Below are 18,464 nucleotides of genomic sequence, written 5' to 3' on the forward strand. Positions count from 1 at the left end.
CGGAGGATCAGGCAGGGTTGCTTTCAGCACTCCTCCAGTCATTCCGTGTCGCGAATGTCGCCTTCGCCGATCTCGATACTGGGCGCGCCAGTTGCCAGCCATGAGACCAGCGCAGCGCAGGTCGCCGTGACCTGGTTCGGCTTTCGCAACGCGCATTCCCATATCGTTGCCACGCGCCACCCATCTGCCACCAGCGCATCGCATGTCGCACGATCACGCCTGACATTCGCGGCGAACTTCTCTGCCCAGAACTCGGGGCGGGTCGCGGGCGTGGTCGCATAGCGGCAGCCTTCGTGACGGTGCCAGAAGCAGCCATGCACGAAGATGACGGCCCGGTGCTTCGCGAGGATCATATCCGGCCGACCGGGCACACCCTTTCCATGCAGCCGATACCGGAAGCCGCGCGCGTGCAAGGCGCGCCTCAGCACCATTTCCGGCTTCGTGTCCTTGCCCCGTATCCCGGACATCATCCGCGAGCGGGTCTGCCTGTCGACGATATCTGCCATTTGCCTCCTGGCCTCTGCGTCCGGACCTGGTATACAGCCTGAAACCCGAATTCGAGAGGCCCCTGATTTGCCAGCCACTTTCGGCATCGTCGATCTGTTTGCCGGCCCGGGCGGGCTGGGCGAGGGATTTGCGTCCTTCGATTTCGGCGGCCACGCGCCGTTCCGGATCGGCATCTCGGTCGAGAAGGAGGCCTCGGCGCATCGCACGCTGACCTTGCGCGCCTTCCTGCGGGCATATCAGGCGCGTCACGGGGTGTTGCCGCAGGCCTTCATCGACTTCCACGCCGGGCTGATCCCCGAGCCCGACTGGAGCGCGGTGGATGCGGCGGCCTGGCGGCATGCGACGGCGGAGGCGCAATGCCTCGAACTCGGGACGGAACCGGCTGCCGCCGCCATCGATCATGCCATCGGTATGCTGCGCCGGGAGTTCGACGACACCATCCTGATCGGCGGCCCTCCCTGCCAGGCCTATTCGCTTGTCGGGCGCGCGCGGGCAAAGGGGAAGGTCGGATACGTCCCCGAGGAGGACGAGCGGCATTACCTCTTCCGCGAGTACATCCGCGTGCTCGACCGCCTGCGCCCCGCCGCCTTCGTCATGGAGAACGTCAAGGGCATGCTGTCCTCGACGGTCGAGAGCCGCCTTGTCTTCGAGATGCTGATGGAGGACCTCGCCTCGCTCGGCACCGGGCGGCGGCATCACTACGAGATGCGGGCGATCCGGGTGGCGGACGGCAGCGCCAGCCTGCAGGAAGCCGCGCAGCCTTCGGATTTCATCGTCCGCGCCGAGGAATGGGGGGTGCCGCAGCGGCGTCACCGGGTGATCATCGTTGGCATCCGTTCAGATCTGGCGGACAGGGCTACCGGGACGAGTGTACCGGTTTCCGGGGTGACACGGACTGTCGATGACGCCATCGGCATGATGCCGGAACTGCGCAGCGGCCTGAGCCGCGGTCGCGATGACCCGGCGAGCTGGCAACGAGAGGTCGTCGAGGCCGCCCGGTTGCTGGCAGGCATCCACCGGGGCAAGGAAGACGGGCCGCTGCGCGACGTCTTCTCCGCCGTTGCAAGGGGCCTGCAGAACGGGCTGCCGGCACCCCGCCAGTCGGCACGTCTCCCAGAGGGCTACGGCACATCGAACGACGAACTCCTCGCCTGGCTGGAGCGCCCTGCGTTGCGTGGCATAGCCCAGCACGAGACACGCGGGCACATGCCCTCGGACCTCGGGCGCTATCTGTTCGCTGCCGTCTTCGGTGCGGTGCGCGGTTACAGCCCGAAGGCTTCCGATTTTCCGATGTCGCTCAGTCCCGACCACCGCAACTGGCACAGCGGCGTCTTCAACGACCGCTTCCGGGTCCAGCTCGCCGGCGAGCCATCGACCACGGTCACGAGCCACATCTCGAAGGACGGCCACTACTTCATCCACCCCGATCCCATGCAGTGCCGCAGCCTGACCGTGCGCGAGGCGGCGCGCCTGCAGACCTTCCCGGATGACTACCTGTTCCTCGGCAACCGGACGCAGCAGTATGTGCAGGTCGGGAACGCCGTGCCGCCCTACCTCGCCCGCCAGATCGCCCAGCTTCTCTTGCGCGGCCTTTCCGGGCCACCGTCTTGCGAACCGCCGGGGACCGAAGCCTCTGCCATGGCAGCTCGCAGGCAAGAGATTTCGTCGGCCAAGACGCCCGCGCCCGAGAGTTTGCCGAGGAGATAGTCGAGTGCGTTACGTTCGCCCCGGTCAAGATGAGCGTGGCCTTCCTGAAGGGTTTCGAGCGCGGATTGCGACTTCGGTGAAAGCCAACCGCGCTTCCCGGCTTCCTGCCTCACTTTCCGGGCAGCATCCGCCACGCTCGAACCTGGCATCGAGCGCTTGTCCTCGAGTGCCTCAACCTGCTTGTCGTCTTCTGATCGCCTGCTAGGTGCAGCGTCGGGGCCGTCCAGGACCCCCAATGTTCCGCCTCGAGTGGTGGCGGACTGATCGGGCACGCCGAAGACTCCGTCGAGAAAACTGGCGAGGTCGCCCGGCGGCAGGTCCGCAAGGGACCTGATCTCGTTGCGGACCCGGATGCGGAGGATCGCGCGACGCATGATGTCCTCCATGGCCCCCTTGCCATGATGGCGCGCAGCGCGGAGCCAGGCCTCTGCGACCGCAAGGGCAAGAACGTGATCGCCCCCGATGCTCGGTCGCTCGGTAATCTGCACGAGGGCATCTTCGGTCAGCGCATCGAGCAATCCCCAGCGCTCGGGATGCCCAGGCCCCCGGTCGAGTGCACGGCCACGCATCCAGAGCCTTTGGAAGGTATTGCGCACACCTCCGGCATAGCGCTCTGTCGAGTTGCCGAAGCGCCAGTAGGTGATGTCCGGGGCCATGACAGCGGCAACAAAAGCCCAGACATCATCCCGGAGGGCCTCGCCGGTAGTGAAGAGGTCGGATCGAGCAAGCCAGGCGGCGGCCTCGGCATCAAAGCCGGCATGGGACTGCCGGGCGCCCTGCTGTCCAAACCCATGTTTCCGGGCAATTGCGACGAGCTCTTGCCGCACGGATGCGAGGGATCCTGCAGGGACGGGTGCGCCGCCCGTCGCTGCAAAGCGTACCTGATCAGGAAGGTCATCGGAGCGAAAGCCGGCCCAAGCTGATGGTCCATGCTCGAGAAACCTGCGAACGATGACGTCGCAGGCAGGTCCGGGCAGTCTTGGAAGCAGAAACGTCATTCCGGAACTCCCGGCTCTGCGAGCGCAAGCATGGTTGAGCGGAAGACGCCCGGACGGCTTTCGAGTACGGAACGGATGAAGGAAGCGTCCTTGCCTGGCCACGCCTTGCGCAGCCACGTTGCGGCCTGAGCACCGAGCGACCCTGGCTCCGCCGCATCCATCATCGTCTCGGCTTCGGGGTCGGCAAGAAACCGCTCGCAGATCTGACACATGACATCGCCAAGAAGGAACTGGATCGTGACCGGGTCCTCGTCCTCGATCCGCTGAAGGGTCTCGGCGGACTTCGCGTTGAGGTAAAGACGAACCGCTCCGTGGAAATCGCGCGTCCACTCCCCCGGCGACCAATGCAGGTGCCACGGCGCAGCACCCGCTATTCCGCCAGCGAGCATCTGCGCGAGGTCCACCGTCTCGATCGGGAAGCGTGGCTCCTCGCCCTCGAGCCTGACCCGAATATTCTCCGACCAGAGCCGGTCACCGGGATGGACGGGCGACAGCGCCGAGGCCTCTGCGGGGGCATTCGTCAGAAGGAACTCCGTCTGCAGGTCGAGGACCATCGAAAGCCGGCGGCCCTCGATGGTCTGCTCGAACTCCCAGGAGGTGTCCCCCGAACGAAGTTCCCGACGCGTGCGGGAAAGGACCTGGCGGGGTAGCCTGCCCTGACCCGTCCCGATCCTCACCGAGGCCGCCGCGGCGAGATGATCGGCCGGGATGCCGAGGTCGGACGCTGCCAGTTCGAGATTCAGTCGCAGCGTCCTTCGAACTCGGATGTCGCTGGCGCTGTCCCAGTGAGGAAGGAACTCGCCCGCGGCGGACCATTCGGCACCGTCCAGAGAAATCTCCCATGCGGAGGCTTCCACGGCCGAATCGGAAAGCGTGAGGAACGGAAACGCAACCCGACGATTCATGTTCCGGCCTCCGGAATGACGTCAGCATCGGCCGTCACCGCGCAATCTTCCGGCACACGGACACGGATCTCGAACCGTCCTTCCCGGCCGCCAAGGTCGATGGTGTCGCCAACGGTTTCCGCATTTCCGTCCAGCCACCTTACCGACAGGACGTCAGGCCTGCCGACGGTGTCGTCGACTGATCCAAGCGTCGTGCCTTCCACTGCCACGGAGGCCGAAGCAATCAGCTTCGCACCACTTCGCAGCGCGTCCTGCGTCACCTCGGTGAGGAAGACGGCAATCCGTCCGGCATCGCCAGCCTCGAGGCGCTGAAACACGGGACGACTTGCCCGCGCCCTCGAGGGTCGCCCGCCTCCCGAACCTCCCGAACTGCGACGCCGCCCTGCGCCGTCGCCCCCGACGTTCTCGAGCACAGCCCCAAGGGCACAGCCCCAAGGCGCCCGGCAAGGCGGGCAAGCGGTGGGCCGGATCCGTCCCCCGGCCTGCGCGAGATCGGCTCCATGCCCATTCCGGAAGCGATTTCCTTCAGGCGCTTCAGCGCGATGTTGACGTAACGCTTCTCGTTGCCTTTCGGCAGGTTGTCGGGAACCCAGTCGTCATGGGCCGGCGGCTCGGCATCCGCAAAGGCCTGCTCTACCTCATCCTCGTCGCTGGCGATGAACACGCCTGCCCATTCCAGCCGCGCGTCGGGGTGTGGGTTGCCCTCGAGATACTTCACGACGAGCTCGACAGGCCGCATCAGTGCGATGTGGTGCATCTGCTCCGGGACAAGCCGGACGTCCTCATCCGCAGTCAGGTAGCGTCTCGGCGACCGCGGGCCCTTCTCGATCGCGAGCGTGCCGAGGAACTTCTGTGGCCTCTGGGACTCGATCCGCCGAACATCGTTCCCCTTGCGGGCCCGCGCCGCGCTCATCGCCTTGCACAACAGATCGAACGGGGCGAAGTCTTCAGGCGTCGGAACGGGTATTTCCCGATCCTCCACCATCACCCTGCAAGCAAACCGGTGCATGGCGGGAGCGTTGCGCATGATCCGCGGCCAGAAGTTCCAGAGCAGTGTCTCGATGATCCGGTTTCCGGTTGCCGTCAGATCGCCCTCGTCGGTCTGGAACCCGAGGATCATGATCGTGGTCCCCGATCGGCCGGGGCCGCGTGCCGGCAGACCGATATGACCGGCAAGAGCCGAGGCGGCAGCACCCGTTGCCGGATCGGCGATCCCGTCCGCCGGATCCCTGACGCCCCACCAGTGACGGCCCGTGAAGCGCCTCCTCATCCCGTTTTCCGGCTTCTCGAATGAGCGGCCGACATGACATGCCATCAGGCGCCGCCCCTCCGGACCGGCTCCGTCGGGCAGCGTATCGACGATGATCGTGCTGCACGCGCTGGCGCGATACAGGGCGACCTTGCCGAAGCCGTAGGTACCGCCCCCCTGTTCGGTGTCCCGAGCTGTGCCGATATTGCGAAGGAAGTCGATGAAGTTGGTCTGTCGGGTTCCTACAGGGATCCGGTCCGATCGTGTCGGGCCGCCAAGGCCGACAGTGCCGAAGTCGCAGATCTCGAGAACGACAGCCCTCTCGGCCTCGAGGAAGGCTGAAATCGTTGCGGACGACCCGGGTTCCTCGGGTATCTCGGCAAGGATGAAGCTGCGAAGGCCGTCGCGCTGGGTGTCCGAGAGAGTCCGCAGCCTGATCAGGATCTCGGGCCCGACGCCCGGTCGCGCGGCGTCGGCAATATTCTGGACCGCTTCCCGGATGACCGTCTGCAACGGATCAAGGGTTGGCGCACCGAGCAGACGGCGAAAGTTCTCGCCGATGTTTCCGGTCGAACCGTAGGGCTCGGAATGGAGTTCGAGCGGGCGCAACGTCATCCAGACAGCTCCCTTAGGAGCGAGGCGAATTCCTCCGGCGGGCATTCTGCGTCAGAGGCATGACCGAGATCGATTCGGTAGGTCGCATCGACGATGCCTGCTGGGATCGCTCCCCCGACAAAGCTCGAAGGCGCTATCCGGGGAAAACCCGGGCCGACATGATAGAGGCGCTCTGCCTCCGCCCTGAACGCAAAACGGTTCCATGCGGCGTCATGTACGTCCGTGCATCCGACCGCCGCGAACATCGCCCGCAGTCCCGCGGGGTCATCGGCCCGCAGCAACGCCCTGTCTCCAAGCGAAGCCACTGTGAGAAGCCCGCCCTCGACCGCTTCGAGGACCAGATGCGCAAGGTACAGAGACCCGCCCGCAGGCGGTTCCAGCTGATCGATCCCGTTTATGGTGACCTCGCGAACCCCTGCGCCGAGCGATGCCTTGACCTCGAGCGAGGTGTCTCCGGCCCGGAAGTCGTGCCGATCTCCGGCCGGTCCGCGCCAGCAGCGCCAGGCCGAGGGCGAAATGTCGAGCAGCCGGTTCAACACGACCAGCTCCGCCACGAGGCCGACAACCCGCGATCTGTCCAGCTCTCTCCCCACTGGTGGGACGAGAAGTTCGCGGAAGTCATCGAGCGCACCAGCCACTGCCGCGACCCCGTCCTTCCGGTCGGCCAGCCGGCGGACGATGTCATCCACGACCTCGCCGAACACGGCTTCGAGATCCGGCGACATGCAGATGACATCGAGAAACCGGATCGCGCGTTGCCCATGCGTGAGGGTTGTCAAGCTGATCGTCAAGGCACTGCCCGTCGCGAGAGCATCGATCTTCTCGCCCGCGGCAAGCGGCACCAGCAGCCGCGCCTCCCCGCCGGGGCCAACGGCAAGCCGGACGGGCCCCGTCTTCGTCATTGCGTCAAGAGGCAACGAGGGGATGCCGAGACCATCTCCGTCGATGTGCTCTGCCCGAAGGACATTCCAGCGTCCCTGCGGCGGGCTCTCCTGCTCGGGTCTAGACACCTGCCGCCTCCGTCTGCGCGGCCTCCTCTGCCTCGATCTCGGCAACTTCCTCGGCCGACAGCAGCTGCAGCTCCACCGAGACGAAGTTCCCGCCCTCCGTGACCGAGCCAGGGAAGACCATCCCGATACCGAGCACGTCATGCACGGCATCGAGCGGAACTCTCAACTGGCTCTCGCGCTCGGGGCGCGAGTCCCGCGCGATGGGATAAAGCAGGAGCAGCGGAACCTGTCCCAACGCGTCCAACCTCGCCGCCTTCAGTTCCTCCCAGCTTCCGTTGCCTCCGACAGCGTCAGCACAGTCGAAAACCACATCGCGTCTCGACATGAGTGCCTTGATGTCCGCGATCCCGTTCGTGTCCTTCAACCTCGCGCGGTTGACCGTCCTGACGGAACCGATCGTACCGAGAGGAGCATCGGAATCGCGACCGCGGCCGGACTCGACGATACCGATGTTCCATGATGAAAGGCGCGGATCCGGCCCGTCGATGAACGGCACCAGCATGGCAGGCAGCAGGTCCGCCTGGGAGGACTCGACCGAATAGGCCTCGAGGAATCTGCGGACCGACGACCTCGGCACGTTGCGCCAGAGCTTGCGATCCCCTGCGTCCCGATCGCGCAGTCCAAGCGCCTCGATACGGCTGACAAGTTCGCTGCCTGCAGCCCAGTTCCTTTCGAGCAGTCCGGCGTCGGTGTGAGCAAAACGGAACGTCTGGCGATGGGTTCCCCAATAGCTGACAGCACAGCGCCTCGCGGCGCGCATCTTGTTTGCCGCCGTGATCGCCATGCCGGGAATTGCCCTGATCCGGACCGCCAGGTCCATCGGCGTGAGGTCGCGGAGCCGATACTGCTCGATGTCTTCCCTGATTTCCTGTTCGACGGAGGCAAGCGCCCTGAATCGCAGCTTGAGATCGCTCGGCATCCAGATCCGTGGAAGATCCTCGTAGCCGGGCCGATAGCCGAACCAGCGTCCCATCTGGAGGAGCGTGTCGTACTGGTTTGCCGTTCGCAGGAAGTAACTGACCATGAGGCCTTCGAGGGTCAGCCCCCGGGCAAGGATGGAGCCGCCGACCACGATGTAGGTCTTCGGCCCGCCGGAATAATCGATCCTGTCGTCGCTTGCGCCGTTCTCGACCGGGAACTCGATGCCGTCGAGCACCTCCGGCAGATACCGGAAGACATCTTCCAGTGTGACCGGCTTCGCATCAGTCAGGTCGTCCGGCAGTCGTCCCTGTTCCTCGTCCCAGACCCGACCGAGCCGGGATCCGATGTCCGATGCCGGATCGACAAGATCCTTGCGGTGCACGTCGACCCAGCCCTCGATCAGCGCTGCAACCCGCTCGTGCGCGCGAACGTAGGCTGATGTGTGCACCAGCATCGTCATGTGCTGGTCCCCATGTCCGCGGGCGCGCCGTGCGGCGCAGCACGCGAGGAAGTAGAGGATGGCGGCCTCGAGACTCGGCGTCATGGCAGGCTGGAAGGCGTCACGCTCCTTCCTGCTGCGCGGCTGCAGTCCCGCCTCGTCCTCATCCGGCACGTCGCGGATCATGTCGAGCCCTTCCTCGTCGGGCCGCACGTCCTCCGGGTCGACCGGTGTCTTCCCGAACAGACGCTCGGTGCCGAAGTACCTATCCGGTTTCGGCAGTGCCGTGATGAAGTCCCGTGGATAGAGGTCGTCGAGCTCCTGGCCGTCGACACGATAGGGGTTGATCAGCACATTCGCAAAGGGCGTGGCAGTGTAGCCAACATAGGTAACAGCCGGGAGAAGGCCGAGAAGTTCCCGGATGCGATGGTTGATGGCCGTCATGTCGAGCTCGCCCCGTGCCGAGTTCACGCTCGCCTGGTCGCATTCGTCGTCGATGACCAGGACCCGGAGCTGCTGCAACACGGCCGGCAATGTCTCCCGGATGGCCTTGCGCAATTCTCCGAGGGGCGAAACGTTCTTCTTGATGACGGCCAGCTGCGCCTTGTCGGAATGGGAGAGGAAACCACCCTGAGGCGGTGCGCGGAAATCCCTGTCCACTTCGTTCGACGTGAGCACCTGCCAGTTAAGCGGATTGCGCCGCACCAGGTCGGAATACAACCTGATCTGGGTCTGATGGCGCAGCTTGTTCGTCAGACCGGCGAGGACAATCACGGTGTCGTAGCCGGCGTCGAGTGCCTTGGCGATCACGGCCGTCATGTTGGCCGTCTTTCCTGACTGGACGTGGCCCACGACCAGTCCGCGGCAGGAGAACTGGCTCCTCGCCGGATCCCGCGGGTTCTCGAGAAGCGAGACCACCTCGTTCGAGGCGTCATCGATGCCGCGCACGTCGTCCTCGTGCCACTTCTTCTCGTTGAGAAGGAAGGACTTTACGGCAGGCCAGTGCAGGTCCGTCGGTCTCGGACCAAAGTACCATTGCGGTCGCTTCCTGATCACCGAGTGGCTGTGGAGAACCTCGATCTGTTCGAACTCTCGGGCAACATTCGCGGTCGCCTCGTCGATTTCAGCAGACAGATGAGCCGCAAGCCCGGGGGAGAGGAGGTCGAGTTCTGCGCGAACGGCAGCAACCGCGCTTTCGAGATTGCCATGCCGAGGCAGCGCCTGGCGAATGCGTTCAACCAATCCATCAACCTGAGGCCCCGGCACAATGCCCTCCCGACTGCAACGCTGGCAATATCCAGAAGAACTGGATCAAGCCCAAGCAATCACGCGATGAATTCGGGATCAAGTCGAGGATTGGACTGGAAGTGCCGAAAATGTCAGAAAGACTCCCGCTGCCCCTCCCACTCCTTCGGGAACCCGTCCATCAGCCGGGCCAAGGTCACATCCGGTCCCTGCCTTCCCTCCAGGATCGCCTCGACGATGTCCGGCGCGAGCAAGGTCAGCCGCAGAACGCGCGTCATGTAGGATGGCGCGATCCCCTCGCGCTCGGCGAGCTCCGCGATGGTCGCGAACTCGCCCGACTCGAGCATCCGCTTCCAGCGGAAGGCGCGGGCCAGTGCCTTGACCAGGGCGTCGTCGGGGCGGCGGGGCGCGGATGCGCCGTCGGGGAGTGCGATTGCCTTCCGCCCGCCGCGCTTCACGATGCGGAACGGGACGTGTAGTATCACCGTGTCGGGGATGAGAGTCTCGCCGGTCATGCAGCCGCTCCCATGTTTCCGGCCATCATCTCGCACGCAAGGTTGTCGAGGCCGTCGATGCGCAGCCGGAGGTTCAGCCCGTCCGTGCCGATGTCCACGCGCTCGACCAGCAGCGCCACAATGCGCGCCTGCTCGGCGGGGAAGAGTTCCTCCCATAGCGCGTCGAGCTGCTGCAGGGCCGCGCGGGCGTCGGCCTCGGAGATGTCGTCGGCGTGGGCCCGCGCCGCCTTCCACGTCCCCACAATGATCTCGGGCTGGCGGAGCACGGCGCGCAGCTGGTCGATGACTGCTGCCTCGATCTCCCCCGCAGGCACGCGACCGATGGGGCACGACCCGGCGCCGTGCTTCAGCACCGTCTGGCTCACATAGTAACGGTAGAGCTTGCCGCCCTTGCGCGTGTGGGTCGGCGAGAACGCGGCGCCATCGGGACCGAACAGCAGCCCCTTCAACAGCGCGGGCGTGTCGGCGCGGGTGCGGGCGGCGCGCTTGCGGGGGCTCTCCTGCAGGATGGTGTGGACGCGATCCCACGTCGCGCGGTCGATGATCGCCGCGTGCTCGCCGGGATAGCTTTCGCCCTTGTGGACAGCCTCGCCGATATAGGCGCGGTTCGACAGCATCCGGTAAAGATACTTCTTGTCGATCCGGTTGCCGCGCGGCGTCCGAATGCCGCGCGTCGCCACCTCGCGGGCCAGCACCGTGCAGGACCCGATCTCGAGGAAGCGGGCGAAGATCCAGCGGACGTGCGCCGCGGCGTCCTCGTCGACCACCAGCTTCCTATTCTCGACGCGGTAGCCGTAAGGCGGCACGCCACCCATCCACATGCCCTTCTTGCGGCTGGCGGCGACCTTGTCGCGGATCCGCTCGGCCGTGACCTCCCGCTCGAACTGGGCGAAGGACAGCAGGATGTTCAGCGTCAACCGGCCCATCGACGTGGTGGTGTTGAACGACTGGGTGACGGACACGAAGGTCACGTCGTTGCGGTCGAAGACCTCCACCAGCTTGGCGAAATCGGCGAGCGAGCGGCTGAGGCGGTCGATCTTGTAGACCACGACCACGTCGACCAGCCCGTCCTCGATGTCGTCCAGCAGCCGCTTCAATCCGGGCCGTTCCAGCGTGCCGCCGGAGACGCCGCCGTCGTCATACTGATCGCGGACCAGCACCCAGCCCTCGGAGCGCTGGCTGGCGATGTACGCCTCGCAGGCCTCGCGCTGGGCGTGAAGGCTGTTGAACTCCTGCTCCAGCCCTTCCTCGGACGACTTGCGGGTGTAGATCGCGCACCGCAGCTTGCGGACAGCAGGCTTCGTCATCTCCGTGCCCTGTGATTCCTGAGCCCGAAGAACACCCAGCCGTTCCAGCGCGTGCCGGTGATGGCGCGGGCGATGGCCGAGAGCGACTTGTAGGGCCGACCCTGCCATTCGAAGCCGTCGGCGGTGACGGTGACGATCTGCTCGACGCCCTGCCACTCGCGCAGCAGCCGCGTGCCGGTGATCGGGCGGTCGCGATCTACTGCGCCGGGGGCGTTTGCGGCGGCGCCGACACCGCCTTGCCGGCCGAGGGCGCCGCCCCCATCACGGCGGCATATTGCGCGTGTTCGGGGCCGATCGCCGCCTTGATCACGTTGCGACCGGCATCGTCGGGGTTGTTGCGGTCCTTCTCGACGCCGACCTTGGCCACGAAATCGAGCCCGTTGAGATCGCCGAGGCTGCGGATCATCCGGGCCGTGCGTGCCACCTCTGATTGGTCGCTGGCCTTGATGCCGCGCGCCGATTCCAGAATGCCGCGAATGAGGGCGCGGCCACGGTTGGCATAGGTGTCCTCGCCGCGCTCGTTGACGCTTTTTCCCTTGAATCCGATGCGGGTGTAGATGCGCCGCCGGGCATGGGGGCCTTCCAGCACCACGGCTTCGGTGTTGAGGTAGAGGGCGGAACTGGTGCGGCTCTGGGAGAGCCAGCCCTCGGGGCCGGTGCCGCCGGGGCGAATGCTCAGCGTCACCTTGACGAGGGTGTTTGCCGGAATGAGGTCGAATGCGGCGTCCTGGGTCTCGGCGCCGTTGAAATCCATGCTGTCCGCCATGGGTCAGGCTCCTTTCGTCATGGGATTGGTCTGGGCCGGCTGCTGCGGTAGATCGAAGTCGAGATCGGCGCTCGCCTGCGCGCCGGAACCCGCGCGGATCTTCGCCATCAGGCGGCCGAGATGGGCCTGCTCGATCATCGAGAGCCGGCCGCTGCGGTCCTTCGCCGGAAAGCCGAAATCGTTGATCGTGGTGCAGACGAAGGCCCGGAAGGGCGCGCCTTCCTGGGGGCGGATTTCCGCGAGGGTGATGACCTCGTCGACGATGCCGGGCAACTCAAGGCCGGTCTTCGAGCCCTCGATCTGCATCGCGAAATACGGCTTGCCGAAATCGTCGATCTTCCGGTCGAGCAGACCCACGAGCCAGATGTTCTTTCGCGGCGTGTGCTGCAAATGCGTGAGCCAGCCGATCATTTCCTGGCCCAAAAGCCCGTAGGCGCCCCGCAGGTCGAGCTTGCCGCTGCGATCCGACTGCGCCTGCGGCTGCCCCTTGCACCACTGCATGCAGATGCGCGAGGCGACGGAGATCGAGTCGACGAAGATCGTGTCGTATTTGTCGAGCAGGGACGGATCGCCGAAGGCGGCGCAGACGCGGTCGTAGTCGCGCTGGCTGTAAGGTTGATCCTCGCGCATCGCCGGGTTGGGACCGCCGATCCAGCAGGCGAGGTCGCGGGCGCGCTCCCAGTCGCGGACCCGGATTTCGTCGCCGGGCCAGCCCTGAACGGCCAGTTCGCCGGCCTCGAGATTGACGAACAGGGTGCGCTCGGGATCGAGCGTCCAGAGCTGGCTGGTCTTGCCGATGCCGGAAATGCCGGTCAGCACCCCCTTGATGCCGCGCGTCTTGCGCAGGCGTTCGTCGGCGGTGATGATCTTCAGCGGGGCGGGTTGGAAGGGCGCGCTCATTTGCGCGCCTCCAGATCGCGGACGGCGGATGCGACGGCGTTGTCGCTGCCTTTCGCACCCTGACGCCGCGCCATGCGCAGCATGTCCTCCAGCGCCATGATGGTCTGGCCAAGGCTGCGGCGCTCTTCCTCGAGCGCGACGAGGGCAAAGGCGATGTCGTCGACGCTTGCGCGGTCCACCGGGCGTGTGCGCGCGGCGCGATCCGCCAGCGGCGGGATGGCGATGGTATCGGGAAGTGGCGCCAACCAGGTCGACTGCCGGAGTTTTTCGAGGGGGGATTTGAACATCTGCTGCTCCTTTTCGTCTTGCCCAGGGCTCGTCCGTAAGGTGTCGGCTGCCGGGCCCGACGCCGCCCTGGAGCTCGCGGTCGGGGTGTTTCCCTGAGGGTCTTTCATTCCCCCGAAGGCCCGGCATGAATTGGCTTGAGTGCTTGCCCTCACTTACCGGCGCGGGGCCGCAACTGTCGGGACAGCCTCGAAATACCCGTCGAGGCCCATCTCGGTGGCGATCTCGCGGATCCTGCCCAGACGCTCGTAGATCGTGCTCCGGTGAACGCCGAGCGCGCGTGCTGCCTCCGAGATGCTGAGCTGGCTGACGGCCAACGCGACCTGCCGCGTCGCCGGGCAGAGCGCGGCCAAGAGCCTGCCGGGGGGCGGATCGCCTGGCCCTTGGGCCGGCCGAGCGCGTGCCAAAGCGTACCGTCGTGGAATACGCCAGCCCAGCCCTGGAAGCCGCTGGCCATCAGCGCCTGGCCGTCGCCATGCAGCGCTACCCAGAAGAACGGAGAGCGATCCAGAAGATCGATCTCGGTCATCTCGAAGGCGGTCAGCAGGCGTTTCTCGCCGATCTCGCGGGTGAAGACGTGGCCGCAGAGATCGCAGATGGAGGCACCGAGCGGCAGTTCGGCCTCGCAGGACGGGCAGGTCTTCCACGGGCGCTCGCCAGGCGGGGTCTCGTCCTCGTCGAGATCGATCTCCTGCTCTAGCGTGCCATGGCGAAGTGCCGCGCCCGCAAAATCCAGCACGATGCAGTCGGTCTTGACGATGCCGGGGAAGCGTTCGGGATCCACCCGGCGCAAGCCACGTCCGACCGCCTGAATGAAGGTGCCCTTGTGCAGCATGGGGCGCAGGATGCCGATGCAGCCCACGGGCTGGCTGTCGAAGCCTTCGGTCAGCACCATGCAGTTGGTGAGAACCTGAACCTCGCCCCGGTCGAAGCGGGCGATGAGCTTCGCGCGCGCCCGCGCCGGCATGTCCCCCGCGATCGTCTCGGCCGAAACGCCCGCAGCCCGAAACGCGTCGGCCACGGCTAAGGCATGGTCCACGGTCGCGCAGAAGAAGATCGTGCGCCGGTCGGCGGCCTTGTCCATCCAGTGCTCGACCACGGCCTCGTTGAGCACAGCGCGATTGAGCACCTTGTCCGCCTGGCGCATGTCGAAATCGCCGGCGGTGCTGTCGATGCCGGAGAGTTCATTCTCGATCCCGAGGTCGATGGTGAAGGTCCGGGGCGGGACCAGCAGGCCACGCGCGATGAGCGTGCCGATCCGCAGGTGATAGCCGACATTGCTGAAGGTCTTGCGCAGGCTGCGGCCATCGCCGCGGCCGGGCGTGGCGGAGAGGCCCAAGAGCTTCAGGCCAGGACTGACCTCGCGCGCATGGGCCAGGATCGCCTGGTAGCTCGCGGCGGCCGCGCGGTGGCATTCGTCGATCACCAGATGGCTCAGTTTCGGCATGGATGCGCGGCGGTGTTCCCGGGCGAGCGTCTGCACGCTGCCGAAGATCACCGGGCCGTCCCAGCAATCCTGTTCTGCCTTCACCACCGAGGTGCCGAGGCCCGAGATCTGTCCGATCGCCGACCGGTTCTGCTCGATGAGTTCGTCGGTGTGCTGCAGCACGAGCACCTTGGCATCGCGATCCCGTTCCGCCTGTTCGCCGACATAGAAGCCGGCGATGGCGGTCTTGCCGGCTCCGGTCGGCAGCACGAGCATGGTATTGCCGTGCTCGGCCGAGCGGTCATGGGCGGCGTCGACCGCGGCCCGCTGATAGTCGCGAGGGATCATGGCGGCCTCCCTCAGCGCGCCCAGAAGGGTGCGCCGCCGGCAGAAGGCGCCTGATGCGTGGACTGCGCCGGGGGCGTTTGCGGCGGCGCCGACACCGCCTTGCCGGCCGAGGGCGCCGCCCCCATCACGGCGGCATATTGCGCGTGTTCGGGGCCGATCGCCGCCTTGATCACGTTGCGACCGGCATCGTCGGGGTTGTTGCGGTCCTTCTCGACGCCGACCTTGGCCACGAAATCGAGCCCGTTGAGATCGCCGAGGCTGCGGATCATCCNGCAGAGCGCGGCCAAGAGCCTGCCGACATCGCCGCGCAGGCCGGGACCGTGGGCGAGCGAAAACGCGTCGACGGGATCGAGTGCGGCGGCCTCGGGCAGCACGTCCGAGAGGGTCAGGCCCCCGTCGTCATCGCTGACCGGCGCGTCGATGCAGAGCATGGCCCGTTCGGCGTGCATGGCCATGGTGCTGCTCGCAAGCGTCGCCACGCGATTGGCGACGATGCGATCTGCGAAGGTGTCGAAGGAGGATTTCGCCGGATCGAAGTTCCGTGCGCGCCGGATCAGATCGAGGCGCAGTTCCTGCTCGATGTCCTCGGCATCGAGCCCCGGCACGGCGCCCGAGCGCGCCAGGCGCGCTGCGCGGATGCGGATATTGCGGGAAATGCGGGTGGTGGGATCGGTAAGCTGTTGAAGCTGCTCCATGGTTTTCGCCTTCGTCCAGGTGGACGGGCACGCGGCCCGAGTACCCGGCTCCGGCGAAATTTCGCTGGGACGGCGGTTGGAGCAGCTTCGGCACGAAGAAAAATCGCCGAGGAGCCTTGCTCCCCGGCGGTTTCACAACCCAGATTTTTTCGAGATTTTTCAGCGGCGCCCGGCGAAATTTCGTTGGCGCTGACCCTGGCGGCCCTGTTCGAGATCATCCGCGCGGACAACGAAGCGGGTGACATAGTTACCCTCGTCGGTCGGGATGGGCTCGTCGGCAATCCCGAAGCTGTCGCGCAGCGCCTTGGACAGGGCCTGCTTCTGTTTCTGGTGCTTCGAGGTTTCCGTTGGATTGCCCCTGTGCACCGCAAGCCGGCCGCCACTCAGCGCGAACGCCTTGAGATAGGTCCACACGGCCTTCGGCTTGCCGTTCTTTGCGTTCTTCATGCCGAGTTGATCGGGCTCGAAACGTCGTGTCTCGCCCCGGAAGGTGACATTCAGAACCTCGTTGGCGATGAAGCGCATGGTGATGTCTTCCCAGCGCGCATCGGGCGGAAGCGGCCAGGCCAGCCCCTGTGCCGAGTCCTCCGCGTCGCGCCCAACCGCGTCACGCAGTGGCGCGAACATCTCGGTTGCCGGACGGGCTGGCGCGAACACCCCATCATCCACGATCAAGATGTCCGCGAGCGCCATGCGCGTCACGCCGGCCCGGTCGAGGGCCGTGATCAAGGCATCGGGCAGCGATACGGACGTGGGGGTGAGAAGCAGCCGTGGACCGGGGGTATCGAGCACTTCAGCGAAAGGGCGAGGATCGGCGTCGGCCGAAGGGCCGGGGGAGTGCGAGAAATACCGGGAACCCGCGGCCGGCGTAGATGTCGTGGGTTCCGATGCGGGTGACCGGTCCGGTCGTGCCGCGCCCCGGCTGATGCGGTGAAACTCCAAGCGCCCGGGCGATGCGCTTCGCCAGGTCGGTGCGATCCACGCGCAGAATGGCGATGTCGTCTGCATCGAGGTCGAGATGGGCACAGGCCCTGGGCCGGTCGCCGCAGACCGCGCGGATCGAGCCGTCGGCATGGTGAATGACACGGCGCGGACAGCCCGCGCCGCCGGGCGAAGGACAGGGCAGTTCCCGTACCCGGCCTGCCTGTTTCAGCAGATGTTCGACACTTGCGAATTCGTTCCCGATGGTCGCCGTCCATTCCCATCGGCTGGCGGCGGCGTCCGAAAAATCGTCAAGCGCTTTCCAGAACCTCGAAATCCGCATCCTCGTCCGCCTCGCCTGGAACCCGCCAGAAGCCGCGCGCCCGCAGCCAGGCCTCGATGAGATGTTCGTCCTCCTGCCGCTCGTAGCGGGCGATGTTGGCTGGGCGGATGGTCACGGAACGCTCGCGTTTCGAGCCTTCGAAGGCGAAGCGGAAGGTCGCGTGCGTGAACTGCCCACCGTTCAGACGCCTTTCCCAGTTCTCGCCGAACGCCTTGAACAGGTTCTCGGACTTGCGGATTTCAAGTTCCGAGACCTTGCCCGGCCACCGGCGGCCGAATTCCACCAGACGCACCCCGGCGATACCATCGATGTCGTCGTGGACGAGCGCCTCGGGGCCGTGTTCGAGAAGCGGTGCGAGCGTATAACGCTCCGCCAGGTCGAAATAGGCGTCGCTGCCGAACAAGAGCTCGCCGAAGGTCTTGAGGTAGAGTTCACGCTCGCCCTTGGTGGAGGCATTGACGCCCATCTCGTCGGTGGCGCTGTCGTAGATCAGCACGTCGTGCTGTTGCGGGCGATAGAAGGCGTGGCTGCCTTCACCCTCGTCCTCGTGCTTGCCCTCGCGCCGCATGGGGCTGCCGTGCCGGACGAGGATCCAGATCTTTTCGTCGCGGGGAAAGACGAAGATGCGGCTGTTTCGCCCCCGGCGCTTCTTCTCGAACCAGTCGTCCATCCGATCCTGGATGGTTTTCGCTACCTCATCCGAAATTTTGGGCAAGTCCTTCTTTGCCTTCGCCAAGCGCGAGCCCGCGAAATACATGAAGTTCGAGCGCTTGAAGGCCACGGTTTCCGCGTGCTGGCGTTGCAGGAGCATCGGGTTTGCGAGCCAGATCTGGACGGAAACATCGGCCGCGGTCGGTTCGTGCTCTGCGTCGATCGCGATTCCTGCCGCCTCGGCCTGTTCGAGCAATTCCTCCATGCTCTCGTGGCTGGCGGTCTCATGCACGTAATAGAGCGCATCGACCATCGCGTCGGGGACGTTCTCGTCGGGGTTCATCAGGATGGCGGCGATGTCCTCGAGCGGCAGTTCGTCGACGGGCGCGGCGGCAAGATCAAGGCCCCGACCAACGAAATAACCGTTCCACCTGGAGAGGAAGGTCTTCAGGCGGTCCGGGGAAATTTGCTTCAGGCGATCGGGATTGGTGAAAATTCTTGGATTGAATGAAGGCATCAGAATCGCTCCGGCCAAGCTGCTCGTGAGGCGAAAATAGATGCGCGCCGTGCTCGCCACAAGATTGTGTTCATGAAACGTTCCATCCTGCCGATCCGACAGGCCGAGAGCCGCGCCGGTATGTGAGGACAGGCAGCTGGAGCATTCCCCATGATCGCAATTCTCGATCGCGCCCGGCGCGGTTCCATCACCAC

17 protein-coding genes and 1 pseudogene are annotated in these 18,464 nt (G+C 65.7%); 1 reads left to right on the forward strand and 17 read right to left on the reverse strand.

What is annotated here, in order from left to right; genetic code table 11:
* Window positions 1-38: 38 nt before the first annotated feature.
* Window positions 39-506, reverse strand: coding sequence for a very short patch repair endonuclease (locus HUS57_RS17415; RefSeq protein ID WP_173935117.1), 468 nt, complete (start codon window positions 504-506; stop codon window positions 39-41).
* A gap of 67 nt (window positions 507-573) precedes the next feature.
* Between HUS57_RS17415 and HUS57_RS17420 the strand changes: the two genes are divergently transcribed.
* Window positions 574-2,214, forward strand: coding sequence for a DNA cytosine methyltransferase (locus tag HUS57_RS17420; protein ID WP_173935118.1), 1,641 nt, complete (start codon window positions 574-576; stop codon window positions 2,212-2,214).
* Between the two features lie 994 nt (window positions 2,215-3,208).
* Here HUS57_RS17420 and HUS57_RS17430 read toward each other — a convergent pair.
* From HUS57_RS17430 to HUS57_RS17500, 16 genes and pseudogenes are all read right to left on the reverse strand, one after another.
* A complete protein-coding gene (locus HUS57_RS17430; RefSeq protein ID WP_173935119.1) occupies window positions 3,209-4,117 on the reverse strand; it encodes a hypothetical protein in 909 nt (302 codons plus the stop codon).
* Window positions 4,114-4,434: a hypothetical protein gene (locus HUS57_RS17845; RefSeq protein ID WP_210256090.1), complete on the reverse strand. Its 321-nt coding sequence runs from the start codon at window positions 4,432-4,434 to the stop codon at window positions 4,114-4,116. The genes HUS57_RS17430 and HUS57_RS17845 overlap by 4 nt, the downstream gene beginning before the upstream one ends.
* Window positions 4,374-5,981, reverse strand: coding sequence for a hypothetical protein (locus tag HUS57_RS17435; protein ID WP_210256091.1), 1,608 nt, complete (start codon window positions 5,979-5,981; stop codon window positions 4,374-4,376). The genes HUS57_RS17845 and HUS57_RS17435 overlap by 61 nt, the downstream gene beginning before the upstream one ends.
* A complete protein-coding gene (locus HUS57_RS17440) occupies window positions 5,978-6,991 on the reverse strand; it encodes a PD-(D/E)XK motif protein (protein ID WP_173935120.1) in 1,014 nt (337 codons plus the stop codon). Before HUS57_RS17440 ends, HUS57_RS17435 begins: the two co-directional genes overlap by 4 nt.
* Window positions 6,984-9,593 (reverse strand): Z1 domain-containing protein, encoded by a 2,610-nt coding sequence (locus HUS57_RS17445; RefSeq protein WP_210256092.1) that lies wholly within the window; start codon window positions 9,591-9,593, stop codon window positions 6,984-6,986. The genes HUS57_RS17440 and HUS57_RS17445 overlap by 8 nt, the downstream gene beginning before the upstream one ends.
* 137 nt (window positions 9,594-9,730) lie before the next feature.
* A complete protein-coding gene (locus HUS57_RS17450; RefSeq protein ID WP_173935122.1) occupies window positions 9,731-10,111 on the reverse strand; it encodes a hypothetical protein in 381 nt (126 codons plus the stop codon).
* A complete protein-coding gene (locus HUS57_RS17455; RefSeq protein ID WP_173935123.1) occupies window positions 10,108-11,418 on the reverse strand; it encodes a recombinase family protein in 1,311 nt (436 codons plus the stop codon). The genes HUS57_RS17450 and HUS57_RS17455 overlap by 4 nt, the downstream gene beginning before the upstream one ends.
* Window positions 11,415-11,603: pseudogene (locus tag HUS57_RS18045) on the reverse strand (DUF2924 domain-containing protein); the annotation flags it as partial. The pseudogene HUS57_RS18045 and the gene HUS57_RS17455, both read right to left, overlap by 4 nt.
* An 11-nt stretch (window positions 11,604-11,614) precedes the next feature.
* Complete coding sequence (locus tag HUS57_RS18050; protein ID WP_173935124.1) at window positions 11,615-12,184, reverse strand: hypothetical protein; 570 nt, start codon at window positions 12,182-12,184, stop codon at window positions 11,615-11,617.
* Between the two features lie 3 nt (window positions 12,185-12,187).
* Complete coding sequence (locus HUS57_RS17470) at window positions 12,188-13,084, reverse strand: ATP-binding protein (protein ID WP_173935125.1); 897 nt, start codon at window positions 13,082-13,084, stop codon at window positions 12,188-12,190.
* Window positions 13,081-13,371, reverse strand: coding sequence for a hypothetical protein (locus HUS57_RS17475; RefSeq protein ID WP_173935126.1), 291 nt, complete (start codon window positions 13,369-13,371; stop codon window positions 13,081-13,083). Before HUS57_RS17475 ends, HUS57_RS17470 begins: the two co-directional genes overlap by 4 nt.
* 149 nt (window positions 13,372-13,520) lie before the next feature.
* On the reverse strand, window positions 13,521-15,143 hold the full coding sequence (locus HUS57_RS17480; protein ID WP_173935127.1) for a DEAD/DEAH box helicase: 1,623 nt from the start codon (window positions 15,141-15,143) through the stop codon (window positions 13,521-13,523).
* An 11-nt stretch (window positions 15,144-15,154) separates the two neighbouring features.
* Entirely contained in the window at window positions 15,155-15,838 is a 684-nt protein-coding gene (locus HUS57_RS17485; protein ID WP_173935128.1) for a sigma factor, read from the reverse strand.
* 159 nt (window positions 15,839-15,997) lie between these two features.
* Entirely contained in the window at window positions 15,998-16,531 is a 534-nt protein-coding gene (locus HUS57_RS17490; RefSeq protein ID WP_173935129.1) for a hypothetical protein, read from the reverse strand.
* Between the two features lie 100 nt (window positions 16,532-16,631).
* Window positions 16,632-17,102, reverse strand: a complete 471-nt coding sequence (locus tag HUS57_RS17495; RefSeq protein WP_173935130.1) for a hypothetical protein — start codon at window positions 17,100-17,102, stop codon at window positions 16,632-16,634.
* Complete coding sequence (locus HUS57_RS17500; protein WP_173935131.1) at window positions 17,071-18,270, reverse strand: hypothetical protein; 1,200 nt, start codon at window positions 18,268-18,270, stop codon at window positions 17,071-17,073. Before HUS57_RS17500 ends, HUS57_RS17495 begins: the two co-directional genes overlap by 32 nt.
* Between the last annotated feature and the right edge of the window lie 194 nt (window positions 18,271-18,464).

This window comes from Chelativorans sp. Marseille-P2723 (assembly GCF_902809845.1).
Lineage (GTDB): Bacteria > Pseudomonadota > Alphaproteobacteria > Rhizobiales > Rhizobiaceae > Chelativorans.